Raw genomic sequence first — 26,113 nt, forward strand, 5'->3', positions numbered from 1 at the left:
TAAAGTAATTGATCTCCACAGCTAACATCACCATGCAGTTCGGCGCCAAGCCGCTCTTCGAGAATGTCTCGGTCAAATTCGGCGCCGGTAACCGTTATGGTTTGATCGGTGCCAACGGTTGCGGCAAGTCGACCTTCATGAAAATCCTCGGTGGCGACCTGGATCCGTCCGGTGGCCAGGTCATGCTGGAACCGAACGTGCGCCTGGGTAAACTGCGCCAGGACCAGTTCGCTTACGAAGAATTCACCGTGCTCGACACCGTGATCATGGGTCACGAAGAACTGTGGAAGGTCAAGGCCGAGCGCGATCGCATCTACTCGCTGCCGGAAATGAGCGAAGACGACGGCATGGCCGTGGCCGAGCTGGAAACCGAGTTCGCCGAGATGGACGGCTACACCGCCGAATCCCGCGCCGGTGAACTGCTGCTGGGCCTGGGTATTCCCCTGGAACAGCACTTCGGCCCGATGAGCGAAGTGTCCCCCGGCTGGAAACTGCGCGTATTGCTGGCCCAGGCGCTGTTCTCCGACCCTGAAGTGCTGTTGCTCGACGAACCGACCAACCACTTGGACATCAACACCATCCGCTGGCTGGAAAACATCCTGACCCAGCGCTCCAGCCTGATGATCATCATCTCTCACGACCGTCACTTCCTGAACAGCGTATGTACCCACATGGCTGACCTGGACTACGGCGAGTTGCGCCTGTTCCCGGGCAACTACGACGAGTACATGACCGTGGCGACCCAGTCCCGCGAGCAACTGCTGTCGGACAACGCCAAGAAAAAAGCGCAGATCTCCGAACTGCAATCCTTCGTCAGCCGCTTCTCGGCCAACGCCTCGAAAGCCAAGCAGGCCACTTCCCGTGCCAAGGCGATCGACAAGATCCAGCTGGCCGAGGTCAAGCCTTCGAGCCGTGTGAGCCCGTTCATCCGTTTCGAACAAACCAAAAAGCTGCACCGCCAGGCGGTCATCGTCGATCGCATGGCCAAAGGCTTCGACGGCAAGCCGCTGTTCAAGGACTTCAGCTTTCAGGTTGAAGCCGGCGAGCGCGTGGCGATCATCGGCCCGAACGGTATCGGCAAGACCACCCTGCTGCGTACCCTGGTCAACGAACTGACGCCGGATGCCGGCAGCATCAAGTGGACCGACGCCGCCGAACTGGGCTACTACGCCCAGGACCACGCCCACGACTTCGAAGACGACATGAGCCTGTTCGACTGGATGGGCCAGTGGACACAGGGCGAGCAAGTGATCCGCGGCACCCTGGGGCGCATGCTGTTTTCCAACGACGAGATCCTCAAGTCGGTCAAGGTCATCTCCGGTGGCGAACAAGGCCGCATGCTGTTCGGCAAGCTGATCCTGCAAAAGCCCAACGTGCTGATCATGGACGAACCGACCAACCACTTGGACATGGAATCCATCGAAGCGCTGAACCTGGCGCTGGAAAACTACCCGGGCACGCTGATCTTCGTCAGCCATGACCGTGAGTTCGTATCGTCCCTGGCCACCCGCATCATCGAGTTGAGCGCCAACGGCGTGATCGACTTCAGCGGCACCTATGACGACTACCTGCGCAGCCAAGGCGTGGTCTTCTAAGCACCGCGAGCAGCTGTTAGCGACAAGAAAAAGCCCCGTCCACTGCGACGGGGCTTTTTTGTATCTGTCGGCCAGCCGGGTTGATAGTTAGGGTGCTTTCTTTTCCCCCGAGCCCTTGCGATGATGCCCTCACCGCCCGCCCGCGAACGAGTGCTCATGTCTGCCGCCGCCCCGAGTTCACTGTCGATCACCCTGCAGATCGTCTCCATCGTCTTCTACACCTTTATTGCCTTTATCTGCATCGGCCTGCCGATCGCGGTGATCCCAGGCTACGTACACGAGCAACTGGGTTTCAGCGCGGTGGTGGCCGGGCTGACCATCGGTTCGCAATACCTCGCCACCCTGCTCAGCCGCCCCATGGCCGGGCGCATGTCCGATAACGTGGGCACCAAACGTGCAATCGTGCTCGGCCTGGGCGGCATCCTGGCCAGCGGCGGGCTGACGCTGCTGGCAACACTGCTGCAAAGCCTGCCGCTGTTGAGCCTGGGCATCCTGATCGTCGCTCGTTTGTTGCTCGGCGTGGCCCAGGGCCTGATTGGCGTGGGCACCATCAGTTGGTGCATGGGCCAGGTCGGCGCCGAGCATACGGGGCGCTCGATTTCCTGGAACGGCATTGCGTCCTACGGCGCCATCGCGATTGGCGCGCCGCTGGGCGTGGTAATGGTCGCCGAATACGGCTACAACAGCCTTGGCATCGCCCTGTCGGTGCTGGCGGCGCTCGGCCTGGTGCTGATCCGCAATAAACCGTCCGTGCCGGTGGTCCGCGGCGAGCGCCTGCCGTTCTGGGCGGTGTTCGGGCGTATCGCCCCGTTTGGCGCCAGCCTGTGCCTGGCGTCCATCGGCTACGGCACCCTGACCACCTTTATCACCCTGTATTACCTCAATCGCGGCTGGGCTGGCGCGGCCTATTGCTTGACGGTATTTGGCGTGTGTTTCATCGTTTCGCGCCTGGTGTTTATCTCGGCCATCAGCCGCTTTGGCGGCTTCCGCGCAGCGATTGGGTGCATGATTATCGAGACCCTGGGCCTGACGCTGTTGTGGCTCGCGCCGTCTACCGGCGTGGCATTGATCGGTGCAGGGCTGACTGGCTTCGGTTTGTCGCTGGTGTACCCGGCGCTGGGCGTGGAAGCGATCAAGCAGGTGCCCAACAGCAGCCGTGGCGCGGGGCTGAGTGCCTACGCCGTGTTTTTCGACCTGGCCCTGGCGATTGCCGGGCCCTTGATGGGGGCGGTGGCGTTGAACCTCGGCTACGGCTGGATCTTCTTCTGCGCCGCACTGCTGTCGCTCAGCGCCTTGGGCGTGACCGTGCTGCTCAAACGTCGCGCTTACTGATCCGCCGTCTGCAGGCCGGCACGGGTGGATCGCCCGAGGGTGTGAGCGAAAAAGCGCCCGGCTTCGGAGGTCAGATCGCGGTGAATGCCTTCGCGGTCGACGCCATCGGCATCGGTGCAGATCGCCGGCATCAGCGCCAGTTGATCGCTGTCGCAGGGCGCCATGAACACGAAATGCCCGGCCCCGGCCAGCAATTTGAAATCCGGCGGTTCGGGCAGCTTGCGCGCCAGGGCGGCGGCGTTCTTGTCCACCGCCACCAGCTTGTCGCCATCACCGCTATAGAGCAGCACTGGCACGTGGACGTCGGCCAGGGTGTGGCGCCCGAACATCAAGCTCAACGGCGCCATCAACATCAACGCGTGAATACGTGGGTCGGCTTGTGGCTGCAGGTCATCACGGTCCACCACCAGCTCGCCTTTGGTGGTGCAGGCGTCGCGGTCTTCCGGACGCTCCTGGCAATAGCGGCGCAGGCGGTCGAAATCGGGCTTGGCGCCCGCCAGGATCAACGCGGTTTCGCCACCGGCCGAGTAGCCGATGACACCCACTTGGTCGACGTTGACGAACGGTGACAGCATCGGGTCGCCCAGGGTCGCGGTGATCGCTTCGGAAATCTGGATCGGCCGCCCATACAGGTTGCTCAACGTGCCCAGGCGGCTGTGATCCTTGTAGTTGTCGCCGGGGTGCAGCACCGCCACGACTACAAAGCCCTTGCGCGCCAGGGAGGTCGCCAGGTCATGCAGGGCCAGCGGCGTCCCTGTGTTGCCGTGGGACAGCATCAGCATCGGGAAACGGCCGATAGCGATCTTCGAATCTTCCGTGGCGGCCACGTGATACCCACCCACCCGGGTGGTGTGCTCAACGTCGGTGGACGGATAGAACGCGATGGCATTCATCGGCTGCAGATCCAGCGGGTCGAGAAAACTCATGCGGTGGAAGCCCACACTCCAATGCGGGTGCGGCGCAGGCGCGGCGTGCACTGAAACCAGGCCGCCAAGCAGGGAAAGAACCAAAACAGCACAAAGACGCATCATGAGGATGTCCACCTTTGCTGCGCGATAACCGGCATGTCTATTCAAGATGTCCATGGTTCAAGGTACTCGCACCGAGTGATAAACCCATGCGTGCATAACCTGGGCCAAAGTAAAGACAGCGGGCCAACGAAAAAACTCCGTACTCCGGTCGCGTTCAGGCGAGCAGAATACAGAGTTTAGGCGCCCGGCTTCAGATTGAAACCGAGCAACAGCGAAATTTACACAAGTCTTACGCGGCGGCGAACAATTGTTCGTTGATGACAACGTTCGCGTCGCTCAGGGACTTGCTGCGGAACTCATCGCCATACGCCAGGCCCTGAGCGCGGACGAATTCGATGTCGGTGATGCCGAGGAAGCCCAGCATGACTTTCAAGTATTCCTCGTGGGCCACGCCGGTTGCCTGGCCAACATGCAGGCCGCCGGACGTGGAGACGATGATGACTTTCTTGTTGCCGCACAGGCCTTCCGGGCCGGCTTCGGTGTAGCGGAAGGTCTGGCCGGCCACTGCAATGCGGTCGATCCAGGCCTTGAGCTGGGACGGGATGGTGAAGTTGTACATCGGTGCGCCCAGCACCACGGCGTCGGCGGCGAGGAATTCAGCCAGGGTCGACGCGCTGAGGTCGGCTTCGTGCTGCTGCGCGGCGTCGCGCAGTTCGGCCGGCGTGCCCAGCGCAGCCAGGGTGGCGCCGGAGAAGTGGTTGATGCCTTCGCTGGCCAGGTCACGGTAAGTCACTTCCACACCCGGCTCGGCCGCTTGCCAGGCCTTGACCACGCCGGCACTGAGCTGGCGCGAAGCCGAGTTGTCGCCGAGGATGCTGGAATCGATGTGCAACAGTTTCATGGGTAAGCTCCAAATAAGATCAGCGGTGCGAATCAGATGGTGTTAAGCCTACGCATGAAACCAATAGCCGATAAGGTAGTTGAAATGCGATAGTTCGTCCTACTGACAGGACAATAGGCCGAGCATGCAAGACCTCAATGACCTCTACTATTTCGCCAAAGTCGTGGAAGCCGGCGGCTTCGCGGCGGCCGGGCGCCTGCTGGGGATTCCCAAGTCACGCCTGTCGCGACGGATCGCCGAGCTGGAAGAACGCCTTGGCGCGCGTCTGCTGCAGCGCACCACCCGGCAACTGACCCTGACCGCCGTCGGCGAGCGTTACCTGCGCCATTGCCAGGCGATGCTGCTGGAAGCGGAAATGGCCGACGAGGCCGTGGCCAGCATGTCCAGCGAACCCCGCGGGCGGCTGCGGGTCAGTTGCCCGGTGGGCATGGCCCAGCACATCCTGCCGGAGCTGGTCGCCGGGTTTCTCGCCGCCCACCCCCAGGTGCAGTTGGAAATGACCCCGGTCAACCGCCGCGTCGACCTGGTGGCCGAAGGCATTGACGTGGCGTTGCGGGTGCGCGAGCTCGGCGATGAAGACCCGCTGCTGGTCACCAAGCGCCTGCGCCAGGCCCAGACGCTGCTGGTCGCCAGCCCGGACTTCATGCGCGGCCGACAGGTCGACAACCTCGACGACCTCAAGCAATTGCCGGTGCTCGGCGCCCTGGAAGCCGACCGCATGGTCCACCTGCGCCTGCTCGACCCCCAAGGCAACGCCGAAGACCTGGTGATGGAAGCCCGCCTGGGCATCGATGATTTCATTGTGCGCAAAGCCAGCGCACTCAAGGGCCTGGGCTTCACCGTGCTGCCGATGATGTATTGCGAAGAAGAACTGGCCAGCGGCCAACTGGTGCAACTGCTGCCGCAATGGTCGCTGCCGGGCGGCTGGTTGCAGGCCGTGTACCCGCATCGCCGTGGCGTGCTGCCGGCGATTCGCGCGTGGATCGATTACCTGGAAGAAGGCTTTAAAAGCTGTGGAGACCGCCTGTTATGAGCATGACCGAAGAACAAGTCGCGCACTTCTGCCTGAGCCTGCCCGGCGCGCGGGAAGACTATAAATGGGGTGGCGTGCGAGTGTTTTCGATTGCCGGCAACAAGATGTTCGCCTTGCAGAACCTGCGGGGTGACTCGTTGGCGTTCAAGGTCGACAAGGAACTGTTCCTCGGCCATGTGGACCGCCCGGGCATCCACCCGGCGCCGTACCTGGCGCGCGCGCAGTGGATCATCATGAACACGCCCTACCCGCTGGGCACCGAGGAGTTGCGTGGCCTGTTGCAGCGCTCTCACCAGTTGGTGGTGAGCAAGTTGCCCAAGCGCACGCAGGTCGGGTTGTTGCTAGAGGACTGACCCCAGCGTGCCGCTGAGGAACAACTGGTCAAGCCAAAACACCTGATGCAACAGCACGATTGCCCAGAACAGCACCTGATACGAGACCTTGCGCGTCTTGTGCCGGAACACCTGCTGGGCAATCAGCGCCCCCGGCCATCCGCCCGCCAGTTCGACGGCGTGCAGGATGTTTTCGGGAATGCGCCGAGCGTCGGTGCGCGCCTTGTGCTTGTCGCTCCAGTACAGCAAAAACGCGATCACGCTGACCACGCCATAGGCCGCCAGCGGCATCACGGTCTCGCCGCGATGCCACACCAATACCGAGCCCAATAATGGCGCCGCGCACAACAGCGCAAAGATCAGCGCCTTCAGGCGTGGGTGCTGAATCATCATGCCTTGGCCGCAGACCAATCGATCCAGCCAAACTGCCAGGTCGCCAGGATCAGCAAGCCGAATGCAATCCGATACCAGGCAAATGCCGCATAGCTATGGCTGGCGATGAACTTGAGCAGGCCCTTGACCGCAATCATCGCGAAGATGAACGAGGTGACAAACCCGATGGCGAACACCGGCAGGTCAGCCGGCTGGAACAGGTCACGGTACTTGTAGCCCGAATACACCGCCGCACCGACCATGGTCGGCATGGCCAGAAAGAACGAAAACTCGGTGGCGGTCTTGCGCGACAGGCCGAACAGCAGGCCGCCGATAATGGTCGAGCCCGAGCGCGAGGTGCCCGGGATCATCGCCAAGCACTGGGCAAAACCGACCTTGAGCGCGTCCTTCCAGCTAATCTCATCGACGCTCTCGGCATGCACTTCATGCTCGCGCCGCTCGGCCCACAACATCACGATGCCGCCCACCACCAACGCCGTGGCGACGGTGATAGGGTTGAACAGGTAATGGTGAATCAGATCGGCGAAAATCACCCCCAGCACCACGGCCGGCAGGAACGCGATCAGCAGGTTGACGGTAAAGCGCTGTGCATTGCGCTGGGTCGGCAAACCGGTCACCACGTCGAGGATCTTGCGGCGAAACTCCCAGACCACCGCCAGAATCGCGCCGAGCTGAATGATGATGTTGAACGCCATGGCGCGTTCGCCGCCAAAGTCGAGCAAGTCGGCGACGATAATCTGGTGGCCGGTACTGGAGATCGGCAAAAACTCCGTCAGCCCTTCTACCACGCCGAGTATCAACGCCTGTGCGGCGGTCCACAAATCCATACTTCCCCCAAAGGTCTTGCGCTAAGACAAGCCTCGTTAGTCTTTTTAATGGTTCACTGACGTTGAGCGCACTAAAGGCCCGGTGTTGATATTCAACGCCGGTCTGCAAAAATTCCGTGAAAAATCAGGCAGTACTCAGGTTTTTCGATTTCGGGCCGAAAGCCTATCAGACAAGGCGTAAAAGTCGATGCAACGCCGAGAATTATAAAAAGCACGGAGTGACAGGACGATGAACAGTTTACGCAATATGTCGATCAGCCGCCGTCTCTGGTTGATCCTGGTAGTCGCCGTGTTGATGCTGTTGGCCCTGGGTTTGCTGATGCTCAAACAGATCCATGACGACCTCTATCAAGCCAAAAGCCTGCAGACCCGACACGTCGTACAGACCGCCAGTGGAATCCTGACGTTTTATCACGGCCTCGAAACCAGCGGCGTCATGCCCCGTGAAGCGGCACAGAAACAAGCCCTGAACGCGGTGCGCGGCCTGCGCTATAACAAAGACGAATATTTCTGGATCAACGACCTGACGCCGGTGATGATCATGCACCCGGCCAACCCCAAGCTCGATGGCCAGAACCTCTCGTCGATTCGCGACCCGGACGGCTTTGCAATATTCAACGAGTTCGTGAGCCTGGCCAAGGCCAAGGGTGCCGGTATCGTCAATTACCGCTGGCCGAAGCCGGGTGCCGATACGCCGATAGAAAAAACCTCGTATATCCAGTTGTTCGAACCGTGGGGCTGGATCATCGGCTCCGGCGTGTATGTGGATGACGTGCAAGCCGAATTCAACGCGCAAGTGTGGAAAGCCTCGGGTGTCGGCCTGGGCATCGCCGTGGTCATGGCCCTCCTGGTCTCGTTGATTGTGCGCAGCATCGTGCGCCCACTGCAGGCCGCCGTGAATGCCATGGCCAATATCGCCAGCGGCGAGAGCGACCTGACGCGCAGCCTCGACACCCATGGCCGCGACGAAGTCACCCAACTGTCCCAGCACTTCAACAGCTTCACCGCCAAGCTGCGCCACGTCGTCGGCCAGTTGCAGATGTGCGCCAATGCGCTGGGCCAGTCCTCCACTGAGCTGGGCAACAACGCCAGCCAGGCCCACGACCGCAGCCAGCAACAGTCGCAACAGATGGAACTGGTGGCCACCGCGGTCAATGAAGTCACCTACGGCGTGCAGGACGTGGCCAAGAATGCCGAGCACGCCGCCAGCGAAATGCGCGATGCCCAGGCCCAGGCCGAGCAAGGCCAAGTGAACATCGACAGCAGCTTGCAGCAGATCGACCAACTGTCCACCACCATCAGCCAGGCCGTGGAAGTGATTCGCACCCTGTCGAGCGAAAGCACGCAGATCGGTGGCGTGCTCGAAGTGATCCGCTCCATCGCTGACCAGACCAACCTGCTCGCCCTCAACGCCGCCATCGAAGCCGCGCGTGCCGGTGAGCAAGGCCGCGGGTTTGCGGTGGTGGCGGACGAAGTGCGGCTGCTGGCCCAACGCACGCAGAAATCCACTGCTGAAATCCAGGTCATGATCGAGCGTCTGCAAGGTCACTCGGAAGCGGCGGTCAAGGTCATCAGCGACAGCCACAGCGCGTCGCAACTGACCATCGAACAGGCCGGCCAGGCCGGGGCCAGCCTCACCGCCATCGGCCAGGCCCTGCGCAACCTCAATGGCCTGAATGCCTCGATCGCCAGCGCCACCCTGCAACAGGCCCACGTGGTCGAGGACATCAACCAGAACGTGACCCAGGCCGCCGGGTTGTCCCACAACACGGCAGTGGCGGCCGAACAGTCCAGCGTGGCCAGCGCACACTTGCGCGGGTTGAGCGAGCAGCTCGACGGCCTGCTGCGTCAATTCAAAGTCTGACGCCACTCAAACTGTGGGAGGGGGCTTGCTCCCTCCCACATTTGCCTTCCTGTGTTTTGAAGATTGGTTACAATCCCCGCCCTTTCCCTCTCTCCCAAGGAACCACCATGTCCGGGCTTGAACTGTTCGCCGCCGCGCTGGGGGTGATCGCTGTCTGGCTGACGGTCAAACAAAACCCCTGGTGCTGGCCCATCGGCCTGGTGATGGTGCTGCTCTACACCTGGGTGTTCTACGACGTGAAACTCTATTCCGACATGCTGTTGCAGGTGGTCTACGCCGCCCTGCAAGTCTACGGCTGGTGGCAGTGGACCCGACGCGCCGGGGACATCAAGCCAGGTCGCCAAGTCACCAGCCTGGGCTGGTCCGCGATCCTTACCAGCCTGGCTATCGGCGCGGTCGGCAGCCTGTTGCTCGGCGCCGCCATGGCTCACTGGACCGACGCCGCCCAACCCTGGCTCGACGCCGCCCTCACCGGCTTCAGCCTGGTGGCGCAGATGTGGATGGCGCAAAAGCGCGTGCAGTGCTGGCCATTGTGGATTGCCGTGGATGTGATTTTCGTCGGGTTGTTCCTCTATAAAGGCCTCTACCTCACCGCCGCGCTCTATGCGCTGTTCACCGCGATCGCCGTGCAAGGCTGGCGCGAATGGCGCGCCGACCCGGCGTTGCGCGCATGAAGGTGGTGGTCCTGGCCGGCCCCGAATCCAGCGGTAAAAGCTGGTTGGCCGCGCAGTTGCAAACGCAGTTCGGCGGACTGATGGTGGGCGAGTACGTGCGGCACTTCATCGACCACCATCAGCGCGACACCACGCTGGCCGACATCCCGGCCATCGCCCGCGGACAACTGGCCTGGGAAGATGCCGCCCGCGCCGAGCGCCCTGCGCTGCTGATCCTCGACACGCACCTGCTGACCAACAGACTCTGGAGCCAGACCCTGTTCGGCGACTATCCGACATGGCTTGACGACGAACTGCTGGCCCGCCACTACGACCTGCACCTGCTGCTGTCCCCCGACGACGTGGAGTGGACCGCCGACGGCCAGCGTTGCCAGCCGGAACTGGCCGACCGCCAGGCGTTTTTCCAGCACAGCCTGGATTGGATGCAGCAACATCGACAGGCCCTGGTGGTGATCAGGGGAAATTGGGAAGAACGCCGCGCCAAAGCCGTCGCAGCCGTCAAACAGATACTGTAGGAGCGAGCTTGCTCGCGAAAAACGCAAGAACACCGCGTTAATCCAGAATGCCCGCGTTATCGTTGACGCTCTTCGCGAGCAAGCTCGCTCCTACAGTGAGTTGCAGCGCTTAGTAGCCCAGGGACAGGCCGGTATTGCGACGCGGGTCGTTGGCCCCATAGAAACGGTTGTTGCCGACCGGCTTGCCGTCCAGGGATGGCGCGCCCACCAGGATCGCCGCCAAGTGGTTGGCATCCTGTGGCCCGGCAAACTTGTGGCCCCAGCTCTCAAGGATCTTCTGCGTATCCGGGCTGACCGCGAAGGTCTCGAGGTTGGTGGTGTCCGGCATCCACTGCTGGTGGAAACGCGGCGCGTCGACGGCCTCCTGGATGTTCATCTTGTAATCGATGACGTTGAGAATCGTCAGCAAGGTCGCGGTAATGATGCGACTGCCGCCCGGCGTACCGACCACCATCACCGCCTTGCCATCCTTGGTCACGATGGTCGGGCTCATCGACGACAGCGGCGCCTTGCCTGGTGCGATGGCGTTGGCTTCACCCTGGACCAGGCCGTACATGTTCGGCACGCCGACCTTGACGGTGAAATCGTCCATTTCATCGTTGAGAATCACCCCGGTCTTGCTCGCCATCACACCGGCACCGAACCAGTCATTGAGGGTGTAGGTCACCGAGACCGCGTTGCCCCACTTGTCGACGATGGAATAGTGGGTGGTGTTGTTGCCTTCATGGGGCGCTACGCCCGGTTTGATCGCCTGGGAGTCGCCGGCCTTGTTCGGTTCGATGGCGTCACGCAGTTTCGTCGCGTAGTTTTTGTCCAGCAGGTGTTCGATCGGGTTCTTTACGAAGTCCGGATCGCCGAGGTAGCTGTTGCGGTCCACATACGCGTGGCGCATGGCTTCGATCTGGTAATGCAGGCCCTGGGCCGAGTGGTAGCCCAGGTCGGCCATCGGGTAGCCTTCAAGGATGTTCATGATCTGGCAGATCACCACGCCACCGGAGCTCGGCGGTGGTGCCGAAACCACGTGGTAGCCACGGTAGTCGCACTCGATGGGCGCCAGTTCGCGGGTCTTGTATTTGTCGAGGTCGGCCTGGGTGATGATGCCTTTGCCGGCCTGGCTGGAATCCACCAGCGCCTTGGCGACCCATCCTTTATAGAAACCATCGCTGCCCTTGGCCGAGATTTCCTTGAGGGTCTTGGCCAGGTCTTTCTGCACCAGCTTCTGGCCGACCTGCAACGGCTGGCCGTTGTGCAGGAAGATTGCGCGCAGGTCCTTGTCTTTTTCGAACTCGCCGGTGGCGGTGTGCAGCAGGTCGATATCACCCTGCTCCAGCGCGAAGCCGTTTTCTGCCAGCTTGATCGCCGGGGCAATCACCTGGGCGCGCTTGAGGGTGCCGTATTTGCTCAGGGCCAGCTCCATGCCGGACACGGTGCCGGGGACGCCGACGGCCAGGTGGCCCTTGGCGCTCAGGCCTTCGACGACGTTGCCGGCCTTGTCCAGGTACATATCGGCGGTGGCGGCCAGCGGGGCTTTTTCGCGGAAGTCGAGGAAGGTCTTGCGCCCGTCGGCCAGTTGCACGGTCATGAAGCCGCCGCCGCCCAGGTTACCCGCCGCCGGGTACACCACTGCCAACGCGTAGCCCACGGCCACGGCAGCATCCACCGCGTTGCCGCCGGCCTTGAGTACATCCACACCGACATGCGTGGCCAGATGCTGGGCCGTTACCACCATGCCATTTTCACCGGCCACCGGGGCCTGGGAGGCGGCTTGCACACCGCTGACCGTCAATACCAGCGCAGTGGCAATCAAAGTACGGCTGAAGGGTTGGTATTTCATCCTTGGCTACTCGGGTTATTGAGATGCACCAAAATAGCCCGACTTGGATGCAATCCCCAGCGCAGTGGCGTTTTTATGACAGAACCTGTCGGTCACGGAACGATTCAGCGCTGGCCTCGACGGCCAATGGCGCTAGAATCGGCGCCATTCTTCACCTGACTCTCCGACACGAGCCTCCCCATGAGCTTTGATTTCGACACGATCCACCCCCGCCTCGGCACCGGCAGCACCAAGTGGAACCGTTACCCGCCCGACGTGTTGCCGATGTGGATCGCCGACATGGACATCGCCGCGCCACCCGCCGTGCTTCAAGCCCTGCACCAGCGCCTCGACCAGCAGATTCTCGGCTACAGCGTGGCCGGCCCGGACGTGCGCGCGGCCATCGTTGCCGACCTGTGGGCCAAATACGCCTGGCGCGTGCAGCCGGACGAGCTGCTGTTTCTGCCCGGAGTAGAACCCGGTTTCAATATGGCGCTGCATGCCTTCGTGCAGCCCGGCCAAGCGGTGGTGCTGCAAACCCCCAACTATCGGCCGATTCGCCTGGCGCCCGGAAACTGGAACCTGCCGCGCATCGAAGTGCCGTTCAAGCTGGTCAACGCGCAGTACATCACGCCGATGCCGCTGCTGCGCCAGGCGCTGACAGGGGCCGGCGCATTATTGCTGAGCAACCCGCACAACCCGGTGGGCAAAGTCTTCCCCCGCGAAGAACTGCTCGCAGTGGCCAATGCCTGCCTGGAACAGGGCGCGCTGATCATCAGCGATGAAATCCACGCCGAGCTGTGCTTCGACGGCCGTCGCCACATCCCCACTGCCAGCCTCAGCCCGGAAATCGCCCAGCGCACCATCACGCTGATGTCCGCGAGCAAGGCCTACAACGTGGCCGGCCTGAAGACCTGTTTTGCCGTAGTGCAAAACGCCGAGATGCGCGAGCGCTTCAACCAGGCGCGTTGCGGCATGGTCGACAGCGTCAGCCCCCTGGGCCTGGAAGCCACCCGCGCGGCCTACAGCCAATGCAGCGACTGGCTCGAGGCGTTGCTGCAGTACCTGCAGGCCAACCGCGACTACCTGCTCGACGCGGTAAAAACCCGCCTGCCCGGCGTGGTCATGCATGCGCCTCAAGGCACCTTTCTGGCGTGGCTGGATTGCAGCGCCCTGGGCCTGGACGACCCGCAACAGTTCTTCCTGGAACAGGCCAAGGTCGGTTTGAGCGCGGGGATCGAATTCGGCGATGACTGCCAGCAGTTCGTGCGCCTGAACTTCGGCTGCCCGCGGGCGTTGCTGGAAGAGGGTCTGCAGCGGATGGAGCGCAGCTTGCTCACCCGTTAAAACTGACTGGCCCCTTCCCGGGGCCAGTCGTTCGATGGTGTTGGCCCACCCTTGGGCGTGCGTCAGGTTTGAGGATTACCAGTTTCAACCTTCACGCTGCTCACCTGCACAGTCCGGATGGATGAGCCCGCTTGGCGTGGCGCATTTATCACCATAGTCACACCGTCGTTGGTGATGAACACTGGTCGTGCCCGATCATCCTCCGTATCGCTGGAAAAGGCATTGTTGAAGACAAGTGCGCGGCTATTCCACGGCGTATCGCCGCTCGTATCAACGGATAAATCACCGGAGGGCGAAACACGCCAGCCAGAGAGTTGCGCAGCTGAATAGTCCAACCTGACGATACTGTTGCCCGGGTCCTCGATAATCACGTTCTCGACCGCTCTGTTCACGATATAGGTATTGTTGCCGCCCTCTCCCGTGATGCGGGCACCACCATTGATGACAATAACGTTCGCGCCGTTGCCGGTGAATAACACATCTTTTTGACCGTTGAGCGTGAACATATGGTTCTCATCATTACCCTGGATAAAACTTTGCCCTCGTTCAACCGTAGTCACATTGGAAAAAGACTGGAAATGCGCGATTTTCTTCACCCCTTCCGTATTCGATTCCTGGGTTTTTATCGAGATCGTATTCGTCTTGAAGTTAACGACGTGCCCCGCGTATCGGGCTACTTTGTCCGCTCCATCTTCTTTATAGGGGGTCGTTAGAGCGCCGGAAAATGACAGCGTATTACGTCCTCCGCCGCCATTGAGTGACGTCTGTCGAGGACTGAAACCATCCTTATCGGTTATGGAGACTTGTTCAGCCTGTGCCAATGTCTGGCGCGCATCAGCGTTGAGCACTACTGTATCGTCTGCGTTCCCCCCGCTAACGCCTTTTTTGCCTGCGCCCAATAAAAAGTAGTTCGGTTTGGTTTCTATCCCTGTCACCCAATCATCCCCGTCGCCCATATCCCAAAGCGTGGCCTTGGTCTCCCCGGGCAGGCCTTCCACGGCGTTTATAGGCTTACCGTTCCATGATTTATGACCTGAAATATGATCATTACCCCCCGCGATTTCGACATGAGGTACCTGACCATTGACCGGGATCAAGTTCAACAGCCAGGTAATAGGTGAATACCAAAGTGAGGGCGTGAGCGGGACCTTACCCGGTACCAGTTTGGCCTCAACATCGGCAGAACCGTACACCACGCGTTCAAAATACTCTTTACCTGGACCGTCCAAAAACGCTTGATAACGAACCTTGCTCTGCTGTTCGTGCTCGTCGGCATATTTCTTTTCCAGATAGGGTTTTATGACATCGAATCCGGGTTCAAAGCCCAGAAACGACTTAACACCAATCGTGAATTTTTGCCCGTCGGTCAGCGGCGTATATTGATCAATTTCCTCTACAGTACGTACAGCGGAGTAAATCGATTGAGCAGCCATCAAGACCCCCGCAACGATGAGTCCGGCCGGTCCGGCAGCAGCGGCGCCCGCCATAAATGCAACGCCCAAGGTGATCGAAGTAACAGCCCCAGCGACTGAGAACGCACCGTTAACGTAGTGATCCTGAGCTTCTTTACCGGTACTGGCAGCCGCTTTATTGAACGAATCGACGGCATTGTAGATATCAAAAGGAACCGTGATGGTCGCAGCAACCCCACCGCCGACCCTCCCAACCATCTTTCCAATACTGGAGGATTTAAAGTTGACTATTGTCGGTGCCACACGACTGGCGGTCTTCTGCGCCACCTTATTGAGACCCGCCTCCACGCCCATCCCGACATATTCAGCCGCAACACTGCCCAGACCAACGGCCCCTTCCGTTGTATCGCCATTCTGAAGACTCTCTATAGAACTGCGCAGCGTTTGGAATGTGCCGAACGCCTGAAACCCCAGTCCCGCGGCGTTATTTTTTGCCCCCGACTTGCCGGGCGTTTCCGGGGAGAAAAAATCGCTGGGTATAGGCTTTTTACTTTGCTCAAGTTTCTTTATCTGGGCATGTTGTACAGATAAATCCCGCACTGAGTTTTGCAGCGATTCAAGTACAGGTCCGCTGTTTGCCGAACGGAACAGCGGCGCACTGTCGGTACTGCGGTGAGCGCCGATCTCAGCGATTACGTTTGTCACGCGATCGCCGACGTCACTCGAACTCCCTTTCAAATGAGCCTGAAATTTTTCAAGGTCGATCTGTACTTTGTTGATCAGTTGGTGACTATCCGCATCGCCGGGCAGCGGATTTTCAATAGGCTTGCCATCGATACTGGCGCCCATTTTATAAAGTTCGACACGACTTACGTTCAACTCACCAATGCGTACAGGGGGATGACTTACATCAAGTTTTTGCAGGCGCTCGACTTGCGCCGGGTCAATCGGTGCGGCGGGGGTGGACGGTGTAGAAGAAACGCTTTGTGGCGCGTCGCGTGGCGGGGAAAGCAGTTTGTCGAGCGAGGCCTGCGCCTGGCTGTCGAGTTTTCCGTCGTAGAGTCGCGCAGTAAAGCTTTGCTCCATAAAATCCAGGGGAGTTCTGCTCGCACGCGTACTGAGTTGATGGCCGCTTTCGCGAAAAGGCTCTTTGTTGTCTATTGTCGCGAGAAATTCATTGGGGTGGGCTCTGTAGTGGCTAAGCAACCCGAATTTTCCGGCAATGAGTGCGACCTGCTTCTGGGCTATACCGTCCCCGCCATTGGCCTTTGCTTGATGACCCACTCTATCAGCGACAGTGTTGTTACTCGCGGAAGGCGATGCAAAAAAGTCATCACCAATGATCAACGTGGGTTCGCGACCTAAACGTATCTGTGTTTCTGCTTGATCGCCCGGCCTGGCAATGACCACGGATATATCCGTACCTATCAACTTCCAAGTATTCGGGTCGCTCTGGTCAATCGTCTGCAGGGCGGTACTGATACGGTCCGCCACTTGCTTTGACCTGCTCGGGTCACTGTTCGCATCAGTGGTGATATTAATTTTCGCATACGGGCGGTACTCAGTTTTAACCTGTTTTTTTGGTCCGAGCTTATCCTTAGCCAGCCCGATACGGTCGTTTTCCATACGTTCAAAAACGGAGGGAAATTTAACGGGCGCGGCGGCCTCATTAATTGCATTTATCAGTTTTTGCTCAAGCGCCTTCATCGCCGAGACCTGATAAGAGTCTGGATGATTTTCGATAAATTGCTGCACATGGCCCAAAACGGCTTTCGTCTGGTGATACTGGGACATCCCTTTGGAAACGTGCAGTTTTTCCAGCCCCGTTACGACCTGCTCATAGTCCACCTGTACTGCGGGTTCCGGAGTCGACGTCTGGCCCCGAAAATGTTCAGCCAACGGCAGGCGGGAAGTATCAATCACCTTAATTTTTTCAAGATCGCCCAAAGGGGCGTCGTACATAAACCTGACGTCGTTTTGGGCAGGAGAGACATCAGAAATATAATCGGGATCAAACACACTGATTTTGTATTTCGGAGAACTAAAGTAACCCCCCTCCTCCATGGGTTTAAAAGAGCCTTTAAGTTCAGACCCTGCAAATACTTTTTTCAACCCCTCCTCAAAAAGCTCATAAGAAGAAAACTCCACCAACCCGTAATTCGGCTCTGCGAAGTAGTAAGTTCGATTATTATTGGCGTCCACCATCACACCGGCACTGACACGATGATTTTCCCCGCTGATCAGCAGCGTTTGAGTGGTTTTCGATTCCAACAGTCTAGGTGCAATATCAGTATACGGACCCAGTACGGACTTTTTGGGATCAGCTGCAAGTTCAATGTATTTTGTTTGTTCATGGACTTCAGCCAGCTTGTTGAAAAACTCCCGCGATTCAGGATCGTCCGGATTGGCAACCGCCTGGAAAACATTTCCCAAAAAAACATGTTGTTTGCCCTCAGCGACGGCCAACGAAAGAAGATGTGAGATACCTGAACATTGCCCTGGCGACAATCTGTTGATCATCGAAAGATAGTAACTTTGAGACATCGGCGTTACTTTCACGCCTTTGCCCGACATCACTTTCGAAAACAGACTGACATTGGCTTGAGTATCACCGATAACGCGCTGTTCACTCAGGCGTTGTATCGCCCCAAGTTGTTCGGGTGTTGTGGGGTGATCCACCGCCAATCGAAGGAGTTCCAAGTCGCTCATTGGGGCTGAATAACCTGGCAGAGAAACGGACGAGGGTGTGTTATAGCCTTTCAAGTAAGCGCTGGAATCAGGACTGGCCTTGGCCTGTACTACCTTATCATGAACTACTTTTAATACATCCTCATCCTTAACCACAATGGAAACAGGAGACGTCGGTTCCGTATCCTCACGTCGTACACGACTATGCCCGGGTGACTTTTGTAGGGTGTCATGCGGAGCTGAAGGATCTCGAGTAAGTTCATTGTCTAAACGAAACGACACACCCGCAGAAGAAGATATATTCATGAGTAATTCCGGTACGATATTATCGACTTAACCTCCCTGTATAGATGAATGCCCTGATCGGAAAACACTAGCAAAGCAAAAAGCATTCAACTGTCAGACTTATCTGTTTACCGTCATTATCGTTTGAAACAATACATTTCGACTGAACGTCTGAAACTCAAACACTAAAGAATACGCGCGACCAATGCCCTTATCCCCTTCCACCCAAGATCGGTACGCAGCTCCATACGCGGCTCAAAAACAGCGCCAACAGTAAGAAGGTCGAAACCCACAACGACACTCCCAAACTGTTTGACTACCGGCAGCGCCCCCTCACTAAGTTCCAGGCATTTATCTTATTTTATGCCCTGCACCAACGCTCATAAAAACCATGCACCCTTTGAATACTCCGACAGGCTCAACTCAGCCAGGACTTCGAGTCCCTCTGCGGCGTAGTTGCCAACCAGAACACCGGCGACCAGAGCCTCGGCGTCAACAGCGCCGCCCCGACAAAACTGGACGATCACACATCCCTCGACCAGCCCTTGGGTGATCCGCTACGGAGACTGATTTGCGGCCGCCATCGCCGGCAAGCGGGCGCCTACAGTGAATTACGCAAGTCTTTAGAGTTTGGCGATGGAAACTTCAGTCGATTTCACAAAGGCAATCACTTCACTGCCCACCTTCAACTCCAGGTCACGCACCGAGCGCGTGGTGATCACTGAAGTAACGATGCCGGACGCGGTCTGCACGTCGATTTCCGACACCACTTCCCCCAGCAGAATCTCCTTGATCACGCCCTTGAACTGATTACGCACGTTGATCGCTTTAATGGTCATGTCGGCTTTCCTTTTGGCTGTTAGGTCGATCTGCACGAATGTGCAGAGCCTCAAAGTGCGCCACCCACAAAAACATTAAAAGGAATATATAACTATTTGTTTATTCCATATTGGTATATCGAAGCTGTTTCACCGCCAACAGTCGATCAACAGCTTGCCCTCCTCACTAAAGCCTTCTCCGCTCGAAACCACGTAAACATGCGTGGGCTGGCCTTGCAACCACGCGAAGCCGTCAGCCTGCTGGGCCCCAGTGTCTGAAACCTTCCGTCGAAACGAAACAAAACAACTGCCACATTTTTGATCGCCAGTGTCTTCAAGTGAGTGTGACCCAATACCGCGTCCGCGCCTGCACCTCGAACCCTAGACTCGAGGCCAGCAGGCTGAGGATGCGGTCGGTGTCATCCAGGCGAAAACTGCCCGTCACCCGCAACGTCTCCAGGTTCGGCGCCCAGCGCAACACGCCTGGGCGATAGCGCGCCAGCTCACGCAGAAAATCCCCCAGCGCCTGGTTCTGTGCAGTCAGCACGCCGTCGCGCCAGCCCAGTTGCAGCACATCGAACGGCACCCACGCACCGAGCCCGCCGGCGCTCAATGGCGCTTGCTGGCCGTCCTGCAACGTCGCCAGTTGCCCGTTCACGTCGCGCACCTGCACGCGGCCCTTGAGCACCGACACCCGGCAGCCGGCAGCCAGTTCGCGCACGCACACCTCGGCCTGACTGACCCGCACTTCGCCGTAGCGCGTGCGTAGCGTCATCGCGTGTGCGCCCGGCACGTTCAGCGCCAGTTCGCCGTCCACCAGCGTGATGCGCCGTTGCACCGGGTCCACATCCACGGCCGTGGCGGTATTCAGTTGCAGGCTGCCGCCCTCGGCCAACGGCAGGCGCCTGCGCTCGCCGGTGGCGGTGTGCAGGTCGGCGCGCCAACTATCTATAGGTAACTGGCGACTGATCAACCAGGCCGTCGGCACCAGCGCCGCCACGCCCAACGCACGCTTGAGCAACGCCCGCCGCCCCACTTGCGGGCGGTCGAGGCTGGCCATCGCCAACGCCTGGGGCAGCGCGCTGAAGCGCTGGCGCAGGGCCTGGGCTTTCTGCCAGGTGTGTTCGTGCTGCGGATGACTGTCGCGCCAGTGCTGCAACGCGGCATGATCGCGTTCAGTGGCCGCCCCCGATTCCAGCAGCGCCAGCCATTGCGCGGCCGCTCGCGCAACCTCACGGTTCACAGGTCCACCAGCAGGCAATGTTCATAGGCTTGCGCCATGTAACGCTTCACCGTGCGCTCCGACACCTCAAGCCGCTCGGCAATCTCTCGATAGCCCAGGCCCTCCAGCTGACTCCAAAGAAACGCCCGGCGCACCAGTGCAGGCAAGCCGTCGAGCAATTCATCCAGGGCTTGCAGGGTTTCCAACACCAGCCAGCGCTGCTCGGGAGATGGCACGCAGGCTGGCGGCAGGTTGCCAAGAGCCGTCAGATAAGCCTGCTCAAGGCTGCGGCGCTGATGAAAATTGACCAGCAGGCGCTTGCCCACCGTCACCAGATAGGCCCGCGGTTCCTGCATCTGCGCGAGCGGCTGGGCACTGGCGAGCACCCGCACGAAAGTGTCCTGGCTCAGGTCAGCCGCATCCCAGGCATTGCCCAGGCGCCGCCGCAGCCAGCTTTCCAACCAACTGCGATGGTCGCGATACAGGCTCGACAACGTCGGTTCGGCGGCGTGCGAAGGGACAACAGCATCATTCATGGCAAGCAACCTGCGCAGCGCGATTGAGTCTCAAATGAGATTAATTCTAATTAATATCGCGGCGAGACACCATGACTTTCAACTGAATGTTCATGCGGACTGTGCCGCCCCTTGGGCCTGCCCGCGCCCGACTACACTGCTTGATGCCCAAATCGGAGCCCGGTACGACCGCGAACTGTCTCTGCCATTTCGACCATGGTTCGCGAGTACAACAAAGCTAAACCAATCAAACAATAAATAAAGGTTGCTGAATACATCACGTCATCCACCCTAATAAATCATCTGGTAGCCGAACGCCTAATAATATTTGCCTGCTACGTCTTCCAAATTTAATAGAGCGCATTTCAACCAGTAACAAAAAATCAAAACCACGTTTAAAACGCTTCTCGCAACAATTCCCCTATAGTGAACAACAGCATTTTTTGGCATCGTACATATACTGCGCACAAACAATGCCAGCACCTATATCTCTAATACACTCACCCTTACAACCGAACATCTATCATGCCCAATACTTCAACATTCCCCACCCGCACACCGCTACAAGCGCCCCATTACTTTCCTCGTGTTTCCGAGCACGAACCGGAAGCGGAAGATGACGCAGGGAAGGATAAAAAAATGTCGCTCGACACTACTCAAGCCGGAAGAATTATTTCTCGAAATGGCGCGACCTGGCACGATAAAAATCGAGACAGCCATACAACTATCTACTACGAATTCGATCTCAAGGACCCAGTTCATCAAGCAGACATCCACACCAACTTTACCGAAGAGCAAAAAGACGGCCTTAGAAAGGCAATGCAGAGTTGGTCAGATATCGCCAATATACGCTATAAAGAAAACCCGCCGAAAGGTGAGTGGCTGGGCGATACAAAGTTTTATAGTGATAACCCCGACGCGGAAGGCTTACTTGCGGTACGCAAACATTTAGGTCATGGCATTGGGGGAAAGGCAGCTATCGGAACAGCGGATGTTTGGTTGGGATTAAGAAATCCAAATGAAAACCTGAGCCCCAGGTCGGTGGGTGGTTTCGTTGCCATGCATGAATTTGGGCACAATCTAGGACTACCCCATCCTGGACACTATAACGGGAGCGCCAACTACACAAAAGATGCCCTCTACGCTGAGGACACCAGAGGCCACTCCATCATGAGTTATTTTGAAGAACAGGAAAACGGCCAACACTTCAGCGGCGGCCACCCGTGGACACCCATGATGGATGACATAAGCGCGATACAAAGAATCTACGGTTCCAACTACACCACTCGAAATACCGATACGACTTACGGCTTCAACTCTAATACCGATCGGAATGCTTTGACTTTCAAATCGACGGATGACCGCCCCGTTCTCTGCATCTGGGATGGCGGCGGGAATGATACCTTGGACTGTTCGGAGTTCACGGCAGACCAACGCATCAACCTAAACGAGCAAACATTCTCCAATGTGGCCGGACTGAAGGGGAATGTCTCCATCGCCAAAGGCGTTACCCTGGAAAACGCCGTTGGTGGCCACGGCAATGACCATCTGATCGGCAACACAGCCGACAATAGGCTCACCGGTGGCGCGGGTGCGGACAGACTAACGGGCGGCAAAGGGAAAGATTTTTTTATCTATAACACCACATCAGACTCTACCCCGGAAAACCCAGACTTTATTACCGACTTTATAAGCGGTATTGACAGTATTGACGTGTCCACTTTACTGAAAAAAAGTGGCGTAAATAGTCTCAACTTCGTCACTCATTTTTCCGGGAGAATTGGTGAGGCAGCGCTTGGCTTCGATGAGAAGCTGAATGAAGGCACTCTCACGATAGACCTGACAGGCAAGGGTCAAGCTACTTTCCTCATCAAGACCCATGGAAAGATATATCCGGCAGACGTAGTACAGGTCCCCTCGACATACAAACCCGTTGACGCATCTCCCCCGCGCATCAACCCCGACGGAGGACGCACCGATGGTTACGTGCCTCCGGCACCGATCGTCGTACCGCCCTCCGTCAGTGTCGTCATTGGCACTAAAGACAACGATGTCCTTCGTGGCGACCATGGGGACAATCTGATAACCGGCGGTGCTGGCGCAGATACGCTCGTGGGCGGATCAGGCAGGGATACTTTTGTATATGAGCACGCCAGTGACTCCACCATTCAACGACCGGACCAGATACTGGATTTTAAAACCGGCGTTGACACGATTGACGTTTCCAAAGCGCTTGAAAAGGCCGGCGTTCACAGTTTGAATTTTGTCACTCAGTTTACCAGGCGCTCGGGGGATACGGTTATCCGTCATAATTCAACAAGCAACGAAAGCACTGTTGGGATAGACATGACCGGAAACGGAAAAGCGGACCTATTTATTCATACCCAAGGCAAAATCAACGCCGGTGACATTTTAAGCAAAACAATATAATAGCAACAGCACACATAGAATATCTCAATACACTAGGTTACTTAACCCATGACTGACTCATTAAGCACTCGCACGCCTAACCGCTTGACAAACTTATCACCCGATATCCACACACGCCCAATGGCACCGATCGTTACTGAAAAAGCGTCCCTGACCACAGAGGACGCTGTAAACCTGATAATTAAAGAAAAAGTGCATGATCGCCACTTAGACGGGGTCACTAACATTCTTTACGAGTTCTTCTCAGAATCCAAATCAGATCATTTCCACTATCACTCACCTACCGAGTTCAACGCCAATCAAAAACACCAGACCCGGAGAGCCATCCAAGCCTGGGAAGACCTGGCCAACGTAACATTTACAGAGCTTCCAGAACCCACCTCATCAAACGATACCCGAACGATAGTGGGAAAACACAAACATAATGACCACAGAATAGTATTTGGACAAACTGAACACATAAAAAGCGGTGGCATTATTTCGAACTATCCCGGCGCCCCCCACGCGTCCCTTGCTATACTGGGCGCATCCACAGTAGATTCTGACTTTGATCACAACGATGTTAAGCGTGGAGTATTAACCACCCTGATTGGCGGAGCGTTAGGACTCGGTACGCCATTTCAAACCAGAACAACACAACACGTCAACAGTTCCGGCGAACCGCAGGATTCCGCATTTCACACCAAGGACAACCTCGACTACACGATAATGAGCCCCCACATAGGCGTTCAATCAAAGAGCGACCGCCCCGCAGCCGCCATGATGCACGATATTGCCGCCGTTCAAAAAATGTATGGCGCCAACTTGAAAACACGGAACACGGATACTGTTTACGGTTTCAACTCCAATAGTGGTCGCGACTTTCTTAGCCTCAAGTCTGATAAAGACAAAGCACTATTCTGTGTCTGGGACGGTGGTGGCAATGACACCCTCGATTTTTCCGGTTTTTCCCAGAACCAAAAAATCAACCTCTACGAACGATCGTTTTCCGATGTGGGGGGAATGAAAGGCAACGTCTCCATCGCAAGGGGCGTGACCCTGGAGAACGCCGTGGGCGGAGCAGGCGACGACTTATTGATTGGTAATCACGTAGACAATCGACTAAAGGGTGGCGCCGGCGCGGACAGTCTGGAGGGCGGCAATGGTGCCGACACCTTCATCTATGATGACGTCAGCGACTCTACCCCCGAAAACCCGGATCTTATTACCGACTTCAGCAGCGGGACCGACAAAATCGATCTTTCCGGCGTACTGCGAAACAACAGAATCGGAAGCTTAAACTTTGTAGCGAACTTTACCGGCAAAGCCGGTGACGTCGTGCTGAGTTACAACGCAATAACCGGCCAGGGCAGCCTAGCAGTAGATTTGACCGGCAACGGCCAGGCGAGCTTACTAATTAAGACCGTGGGCCAGGTACGGGCGGGCGATGTTCTGGTTTCAACATTGCAGCAACCATCGGGACCCAATAATCCTGTTCCGCCCGCCCCACCAGAAACCCCACAAACAGCCCGGAATGAAGCATTACCTCTCTCTCAAACATTCAACAGCGGCCACACCGCACAAAACCAATCTGTCAGCCATGTAGCACTCCCTAACATAACGCCAACCTCCAGCATCGTTTCGCAAGTGGTCTCCGCCCATACGCCTGTCACGGTTGTTTCGGTGAATAACGAGCATTGGAATTACTACATCAATCTGCCAAAAGAGCCCAAGGACAACGACATCGTTATCGTTAACTCAACGGCACTTAACAAGAGCAAAATCATTGACGACAATACCGGCCAATTCAATTATTTAGGCATCATCAACCCTGGCGAAAAACGCGCGCTCAAATACTCCGCAGAGACCAAAACCTGGCAGCCTCAAGAGACCAGCGAAACGCAGTGGATTGGCTCAAAGATCTTGCTCGGCACCTCCCATGCTGTCGTTTCCCTGAATAGGCACAACTGGAGACCGCAGGCCAGGCTGCCTATCGAAGGAACAAACGGCGATATCATCAGACTGCACTCTGATGCGGATCTTCCGATAGATATCAAGACGTCCGATGTCACCGACCCTACGGTGTGGCAACTAACCAAAGGCGATGCCATAGACTTTCAGTACAACGCCAAGACCGGCTCATGGGAAATGCTGCGCCCAACAGGTCAGTTCTATCGCGCACAATCATTGGTTACTGGCGTGATGCCTCCTCCTTCCACTTATCGAACCTACGTGGAAGTAGCCAATGGCAATTGGCAGGAGTCAATTTCTCTCCCAACCGAAAATGTGCATGAGGGCCATCAAGTTATTATAAAAACAACAGCCAACCAAAGCTTCAAAGTCAAGCATGGGCAAACCCAATACACTATCGGCCCGGGGGAGTCTGTTTCATTTAAGGCCGACAAGAACGGTCGGTATGCGAGAGAGCCGAAACCTGCAGACTACTATGCTCATTTAACGGTCAAATCCAAATTACATTATTTCAATCAAGATGGCGTGTGGAGAACGTGGTAACAATTTAATCAGCGTAAGTTGCCCCCCTCTCACAATACCCGCTCCATCTTGATGATCTCGAAGAATCACCGCGCTTTCCCCACGGCCGAACGTCCCCGCCGAAATTTCGAAAACCACTCAAGATGTAGAACTTTTCGGCGGTCGGGGCTCCTTTTCAGACGAGCCCTGGCGTCGTCCTGCGTAGCGAGGCCGATCAGCCGTTTTTTTCATTCCCTGGCGATTTCAAATGTGCCCAGTGAACCCCGGCGTTATAGCGGACCCGGCGCCTGGCAGCGACCTAAAACCGCACACGTTGTCCGTTGACCATGCTGATCACACCCCATATAGTGTGCCCACGCCAACAAACAACCACTACATAGTGTGCGAACTCGTAAAATGCTGACCACACTATGCGCAGTATTTCAATGCCTTGAAGCCTGCAAATCACTTATTTTTGGACGGGTTCACACACCGTCAGCACAGACCAGGAAGGAGTATTTCAATGCTGAGTTGGGATGAAGTCGACAACGAAGACACCGGTGCAGCGGTGATCAGAGGCGCCAACGCCGGCCACGCCACCGAAGCCAACATGGACCGCCTCGACGGTGCCGGCGCCGCTGCCGCCATCGAAGCCCGCGCCGTCACCGCCAACGACTCCGCCGCGATCATCCGCG

19 protein-coding genes and 1 pseudogene are annotated in these 26,113 nt (G+C 57.6%); 11 read left to right on the forward strand and 9 right to left on the reverse strand.

Annotation, left to right across the window (positions count from 1 at the left end):
- Positions 1-8: 8 nt before the first annotated feature.
- Both ACP7E3_RS31520 and ACP7E3_RS31525 read left to right on the forward strand, forming a co-directional pair.
- Positions 9-1,595, forward strand: coding sequence for an ABC-F family ATPase (locus ACP7E3_RS31520; protein WP_026140064.1), 1,587 nt, complete (start codon positions 9-11; stop codon positions 1,593-1,595).
- Between the two features lie 156 nt (positions 1,596-1,751).
- Entirely contained in the window at positions 1,752-2,927 is a 1,176-nt protein-coding gene (locus ACP7E3_RS31525) for an MFS transporter (RefSeq protein WP_046383223.1), read from the forward strand.
- Here ACP7E3_RS31525 and ACP7E3_RS31530 read toward each other — a convergent pair.
- Both ACP7E3_RS31530 and ACP7E3_RS31535 read right to left on the reverse strand, forming a co-directional pair.
- Entirely contained in the window at positions 2,921-3,958 is a 1,038-nt protein-coding gene (locus ACP7E3_RS31530) for an alpha/beta hydrolase family protein (RefSeq protein WP_026140063.1), read from the reverse strand. The two genes, ACP7E3_RS31525 and ACP7E3_RS31530, sit on opposite strands and share 7 nt — an antisense overlap.
- 229 nt (positions 3,959-4,187) lie before the next feature.
- The gene (locus tag ACP7E3_RS31535; RefSeq protein ID WP_046383222.1) at positions 4,188-4,799 is read right to left on the reverse strand and encodes an FMN-dependent NADH-azoreductase; all 612 of its coding nucleotides are present in this window, start codon (positions 4,797-4,799) and stop codon (positions 4,188-4,190) included.
- Between the two features lie 124 nt (positions 4,800-4,923).
- On the opposite strand from ACP7E3_RS31535, the gene ACP7E3_RS31540 reads away from it, so the two are divergent.
- Together ACP7E3_RS31540 and ACP7E3_RS31545 are read left to right on the forward strand one after the other, a co-directional pair.
- Positions 4,924-5,832, forward strand: coding sequence for a LysR substrate-binding domain-containing protein (locus ACP7E3_RS31540; protein WP_046383221.1), 909 nt, complete (start codon positions 4,924-4,926; stop codon positions 5,830-5,832).
- Positions 5,829-6,185, forward strand: a complete 357-nt coding sequence (locus ACP7E3_RS31545) for an MmcQ/YjbR family DNA-binding protein (protein WP_046383220.1) — start codon at positions 5,829-5,831, stop codon at positions 6,183-6,185. The genes ACP7E3_RS31540 and ACP7E3_RS31545 overlap by 4 nt, the downstream gene beginning before the upstream one ends.
- On the opposite strand, the gene ACP7E3_RS31550 is transcribed toward ACP7E3_RS31545, so the two are convergent.
- Together ACP7E3_RS31550 and ACP7E3_RS31555 are read right to left on the reverse strand one after the other, a co-directional pair.
- Entirely contained in the window at positions 6,174-6,557 is a 384-nt protein-coding gene (locus ACP7E3_RS31550; protein WP_046383219.1) for a DUF1294 domain-containing protein, read from the reverse strand. The two genes, ACP7E3_RS31545 and ACP7E3_RS31550, sit on opposite strands and share 12 nt — an antisense overlap.
- On the reverse strand, positions 6,554-7,384 hold the full coding sequence (locus ACP7E3_RS31555) for an undecaprenyl-diphosphate phosphatase (RefSeq protein WP_046383218.1): 831 nt from the start codon (positions 7,382-7,384) through the stop codon (positions 6,554-6,556). The genes ACP7E3_RS31550 and ACP7E3_RS31555 overlap by 4 nt, the downstream gene beginning before the upstream one ends.
- Positions 7,385-7,613: 229 nt before the next feature.
- Between ACP7E3_RS31555 and ACP7E3_RS31560 the strand changes: the two genes are divergently transcribed.
- The 3 genes from ACP7E3_RS31560 to ACP7E3_RS31570 all read left to right on the forward strand — a co-directional run bounded on the left by ACP7E3_RS31560 (position 7,614) and on the right by ACP7E3_RS31570 (position 10,437).
- Positions 7,614-9,248, forward strand: a complete 1,635-nt coding sequence (locus tag ACP7E3_RS31560; protein ID WP_411220209.1) for a methyl-accepting chemotaxis protein — start codon at positions 7,614-7,616, stop codon at positions 9,246-9,248.
- A gap of 107 nt (positions 9,249-9,355) precedes the next feature.
- Positions 9,356-9,922, forward strand: a complete 567-nt coding sequence (gene pnuC, locus ACP7E3_RS31565) for a nicotinamide riboside transporter PnuC (protein WP_046383216.1) — start codon at positions 9,356-9,358, stop codon at positions 9,920-9,922.
- On the forward strand, positions 9,919-10,437 hold the full coding sequence (locus ACP7E3_RS31570; protein WP_426125480.1) for an AAA family ATPase: 519 nt from the start codon (positions 9,919-9,921) through the stop codon (positions 10,435-10,437). Before pnuC ends, ACP7E3_RS31570 begins: the two co-directional genes overlap by 4 nt.
- Positions 10,438-10,546: 109 nt before the next feature.
- Here ACP7E3_RS31570 and ggt read toward each other — a convergent pair whose 3' ends face one another.
- Positions 10,547-12,271, reverse strand: coding sequence for a gamma-glutamyltransferase (gene ggt / locus ACP7E3_RS31575; RefSeq protein WP_017847249.1), 1,725 nt, complete (start codon positions 12,269-12,271; stop codon positions 10,547-10,549).
- A gap of 180 nt (positions 12,272-12,451) precedes the next feature.
- Between ggt and ACP7E3_RS31580 the strand changes: the two genes are divergently transcribed.
- Positions 12,452-13,597 (forward strand): MalY/PatB family protein, encoded by a 1,146-nt coding sequence (locus tag ACP7E3_RS31580; RefSeq protein ID WP_046383215.1) that lies wholly within the window; start codon positions 12,452-12,454, stop codon positions 13,595-13,597.
- A 62-nt stretch (positions 13,598-13,659) separates the two neighbouring features.
- Here the strand turns inward: ACP7E3_RS31580 and ACP7E3_RS31585 are convergent, their stop codons facing one another.
- The 4 genes from ACP7E3_RS31585 to ACP7E3_RS31600 form a co-directional block, all read right to left on the reverse strand.
- Entirely contained in the window at positions 13,660-18,003 is a 4,344-nt protein-coding gene (locus ACP7E3_RS31585; RefSeq protein WP_426125471.1) for a hypothetical protein, read from the reverse strand.
- 602 nt (positions 18,004-18,605) lie between these two features.
- Positions 18,606-18,821, reverse strand: a complete 216-nt coding sequence (locus tag ACP7E3_RS31590) for a TOBE domain-containing protein (RefSeq protein WP_003173733.1) — start codon at positions 18,819-18,821, stop codon at positions 18,606-18,608.
- Between the two features lie 313 nt (positions 18,822-19,134).
- Entirely contained in the window at positions 19,135-20,043 is a 909-nt protein-coding gene (locus ACP7E3_RS31595) for a FecR domain-containing protein (RefSeq protein WP_426125473.1), read from the reverse strand.
- Positions 20,040-20,558: a sigma-70 family RNA polymerase sigma factor gene (locus tag ACP7E3_RS31600; protein ID WP_017847246.1), complete on the reverse strand. Its 519-nt coding sequence runs from the start codon at positions 20,556-20,558 to the stop codon at positions 20,040-20,042. The genes ACP7E3_RS31595 and ACP7E3_RS31600 overlap by 4 nt, the downstream gene beginning before the upstream one ends.
- 504 nt (positions 20,559-21,062) lie before the next feature.
- Between ACP7E3_RS31600 and ACP7E3_RS31605 the strand changes: the two genes are divergently transcribed.
- The 3 genes and pseudogenes from ACP7E3_RS31605 to ACP7E3_RS31615 all read left to right on the forward strand — a co-directional run.
- Complete coding sequence (locus ACP7E3_RS31605) at positions 21,063-22,967, forward strand: M10 family metallopeptidase C-terminal domain-containing protein (protein WP_426125475.1); 1,905 nt, start codon at positions 21,063-21,065, stop codon at positions 22,965-22,967.
- A 48-nt stretch (positions 22,968-23,015) separates the two neighbouring features.
- A complete protein-coding gene (locus tag ACP7E3_RS31610; protein ID WP_426125477.1) occupies positions 23,016-25,460 on the forward strand; it encodes a M10 family metallopeptidase C-terminal domain-containing protein in 2,445 nt (814 codons plus the stop codon).
- Positions 25,461-25,941: 481 nt separating this feature from the next.
- Positions 25,942-26,113, forward strand: a pseudogene (locus ACP7E3_RS31615) (ribonucleotide-diphosphate reductase subunit beta); the annotation flags it as partial.

This window comes from Pseudomonas sp. PSPC2-3 (assembly GCF_049898265.1).
GTDB lineage: Bacteria > Pseudomonadota > Gammaproteobacteria > Pseudomonadales > Pseudomonadaceae > Aquipseudomonas > Aquipseudomonas veronii.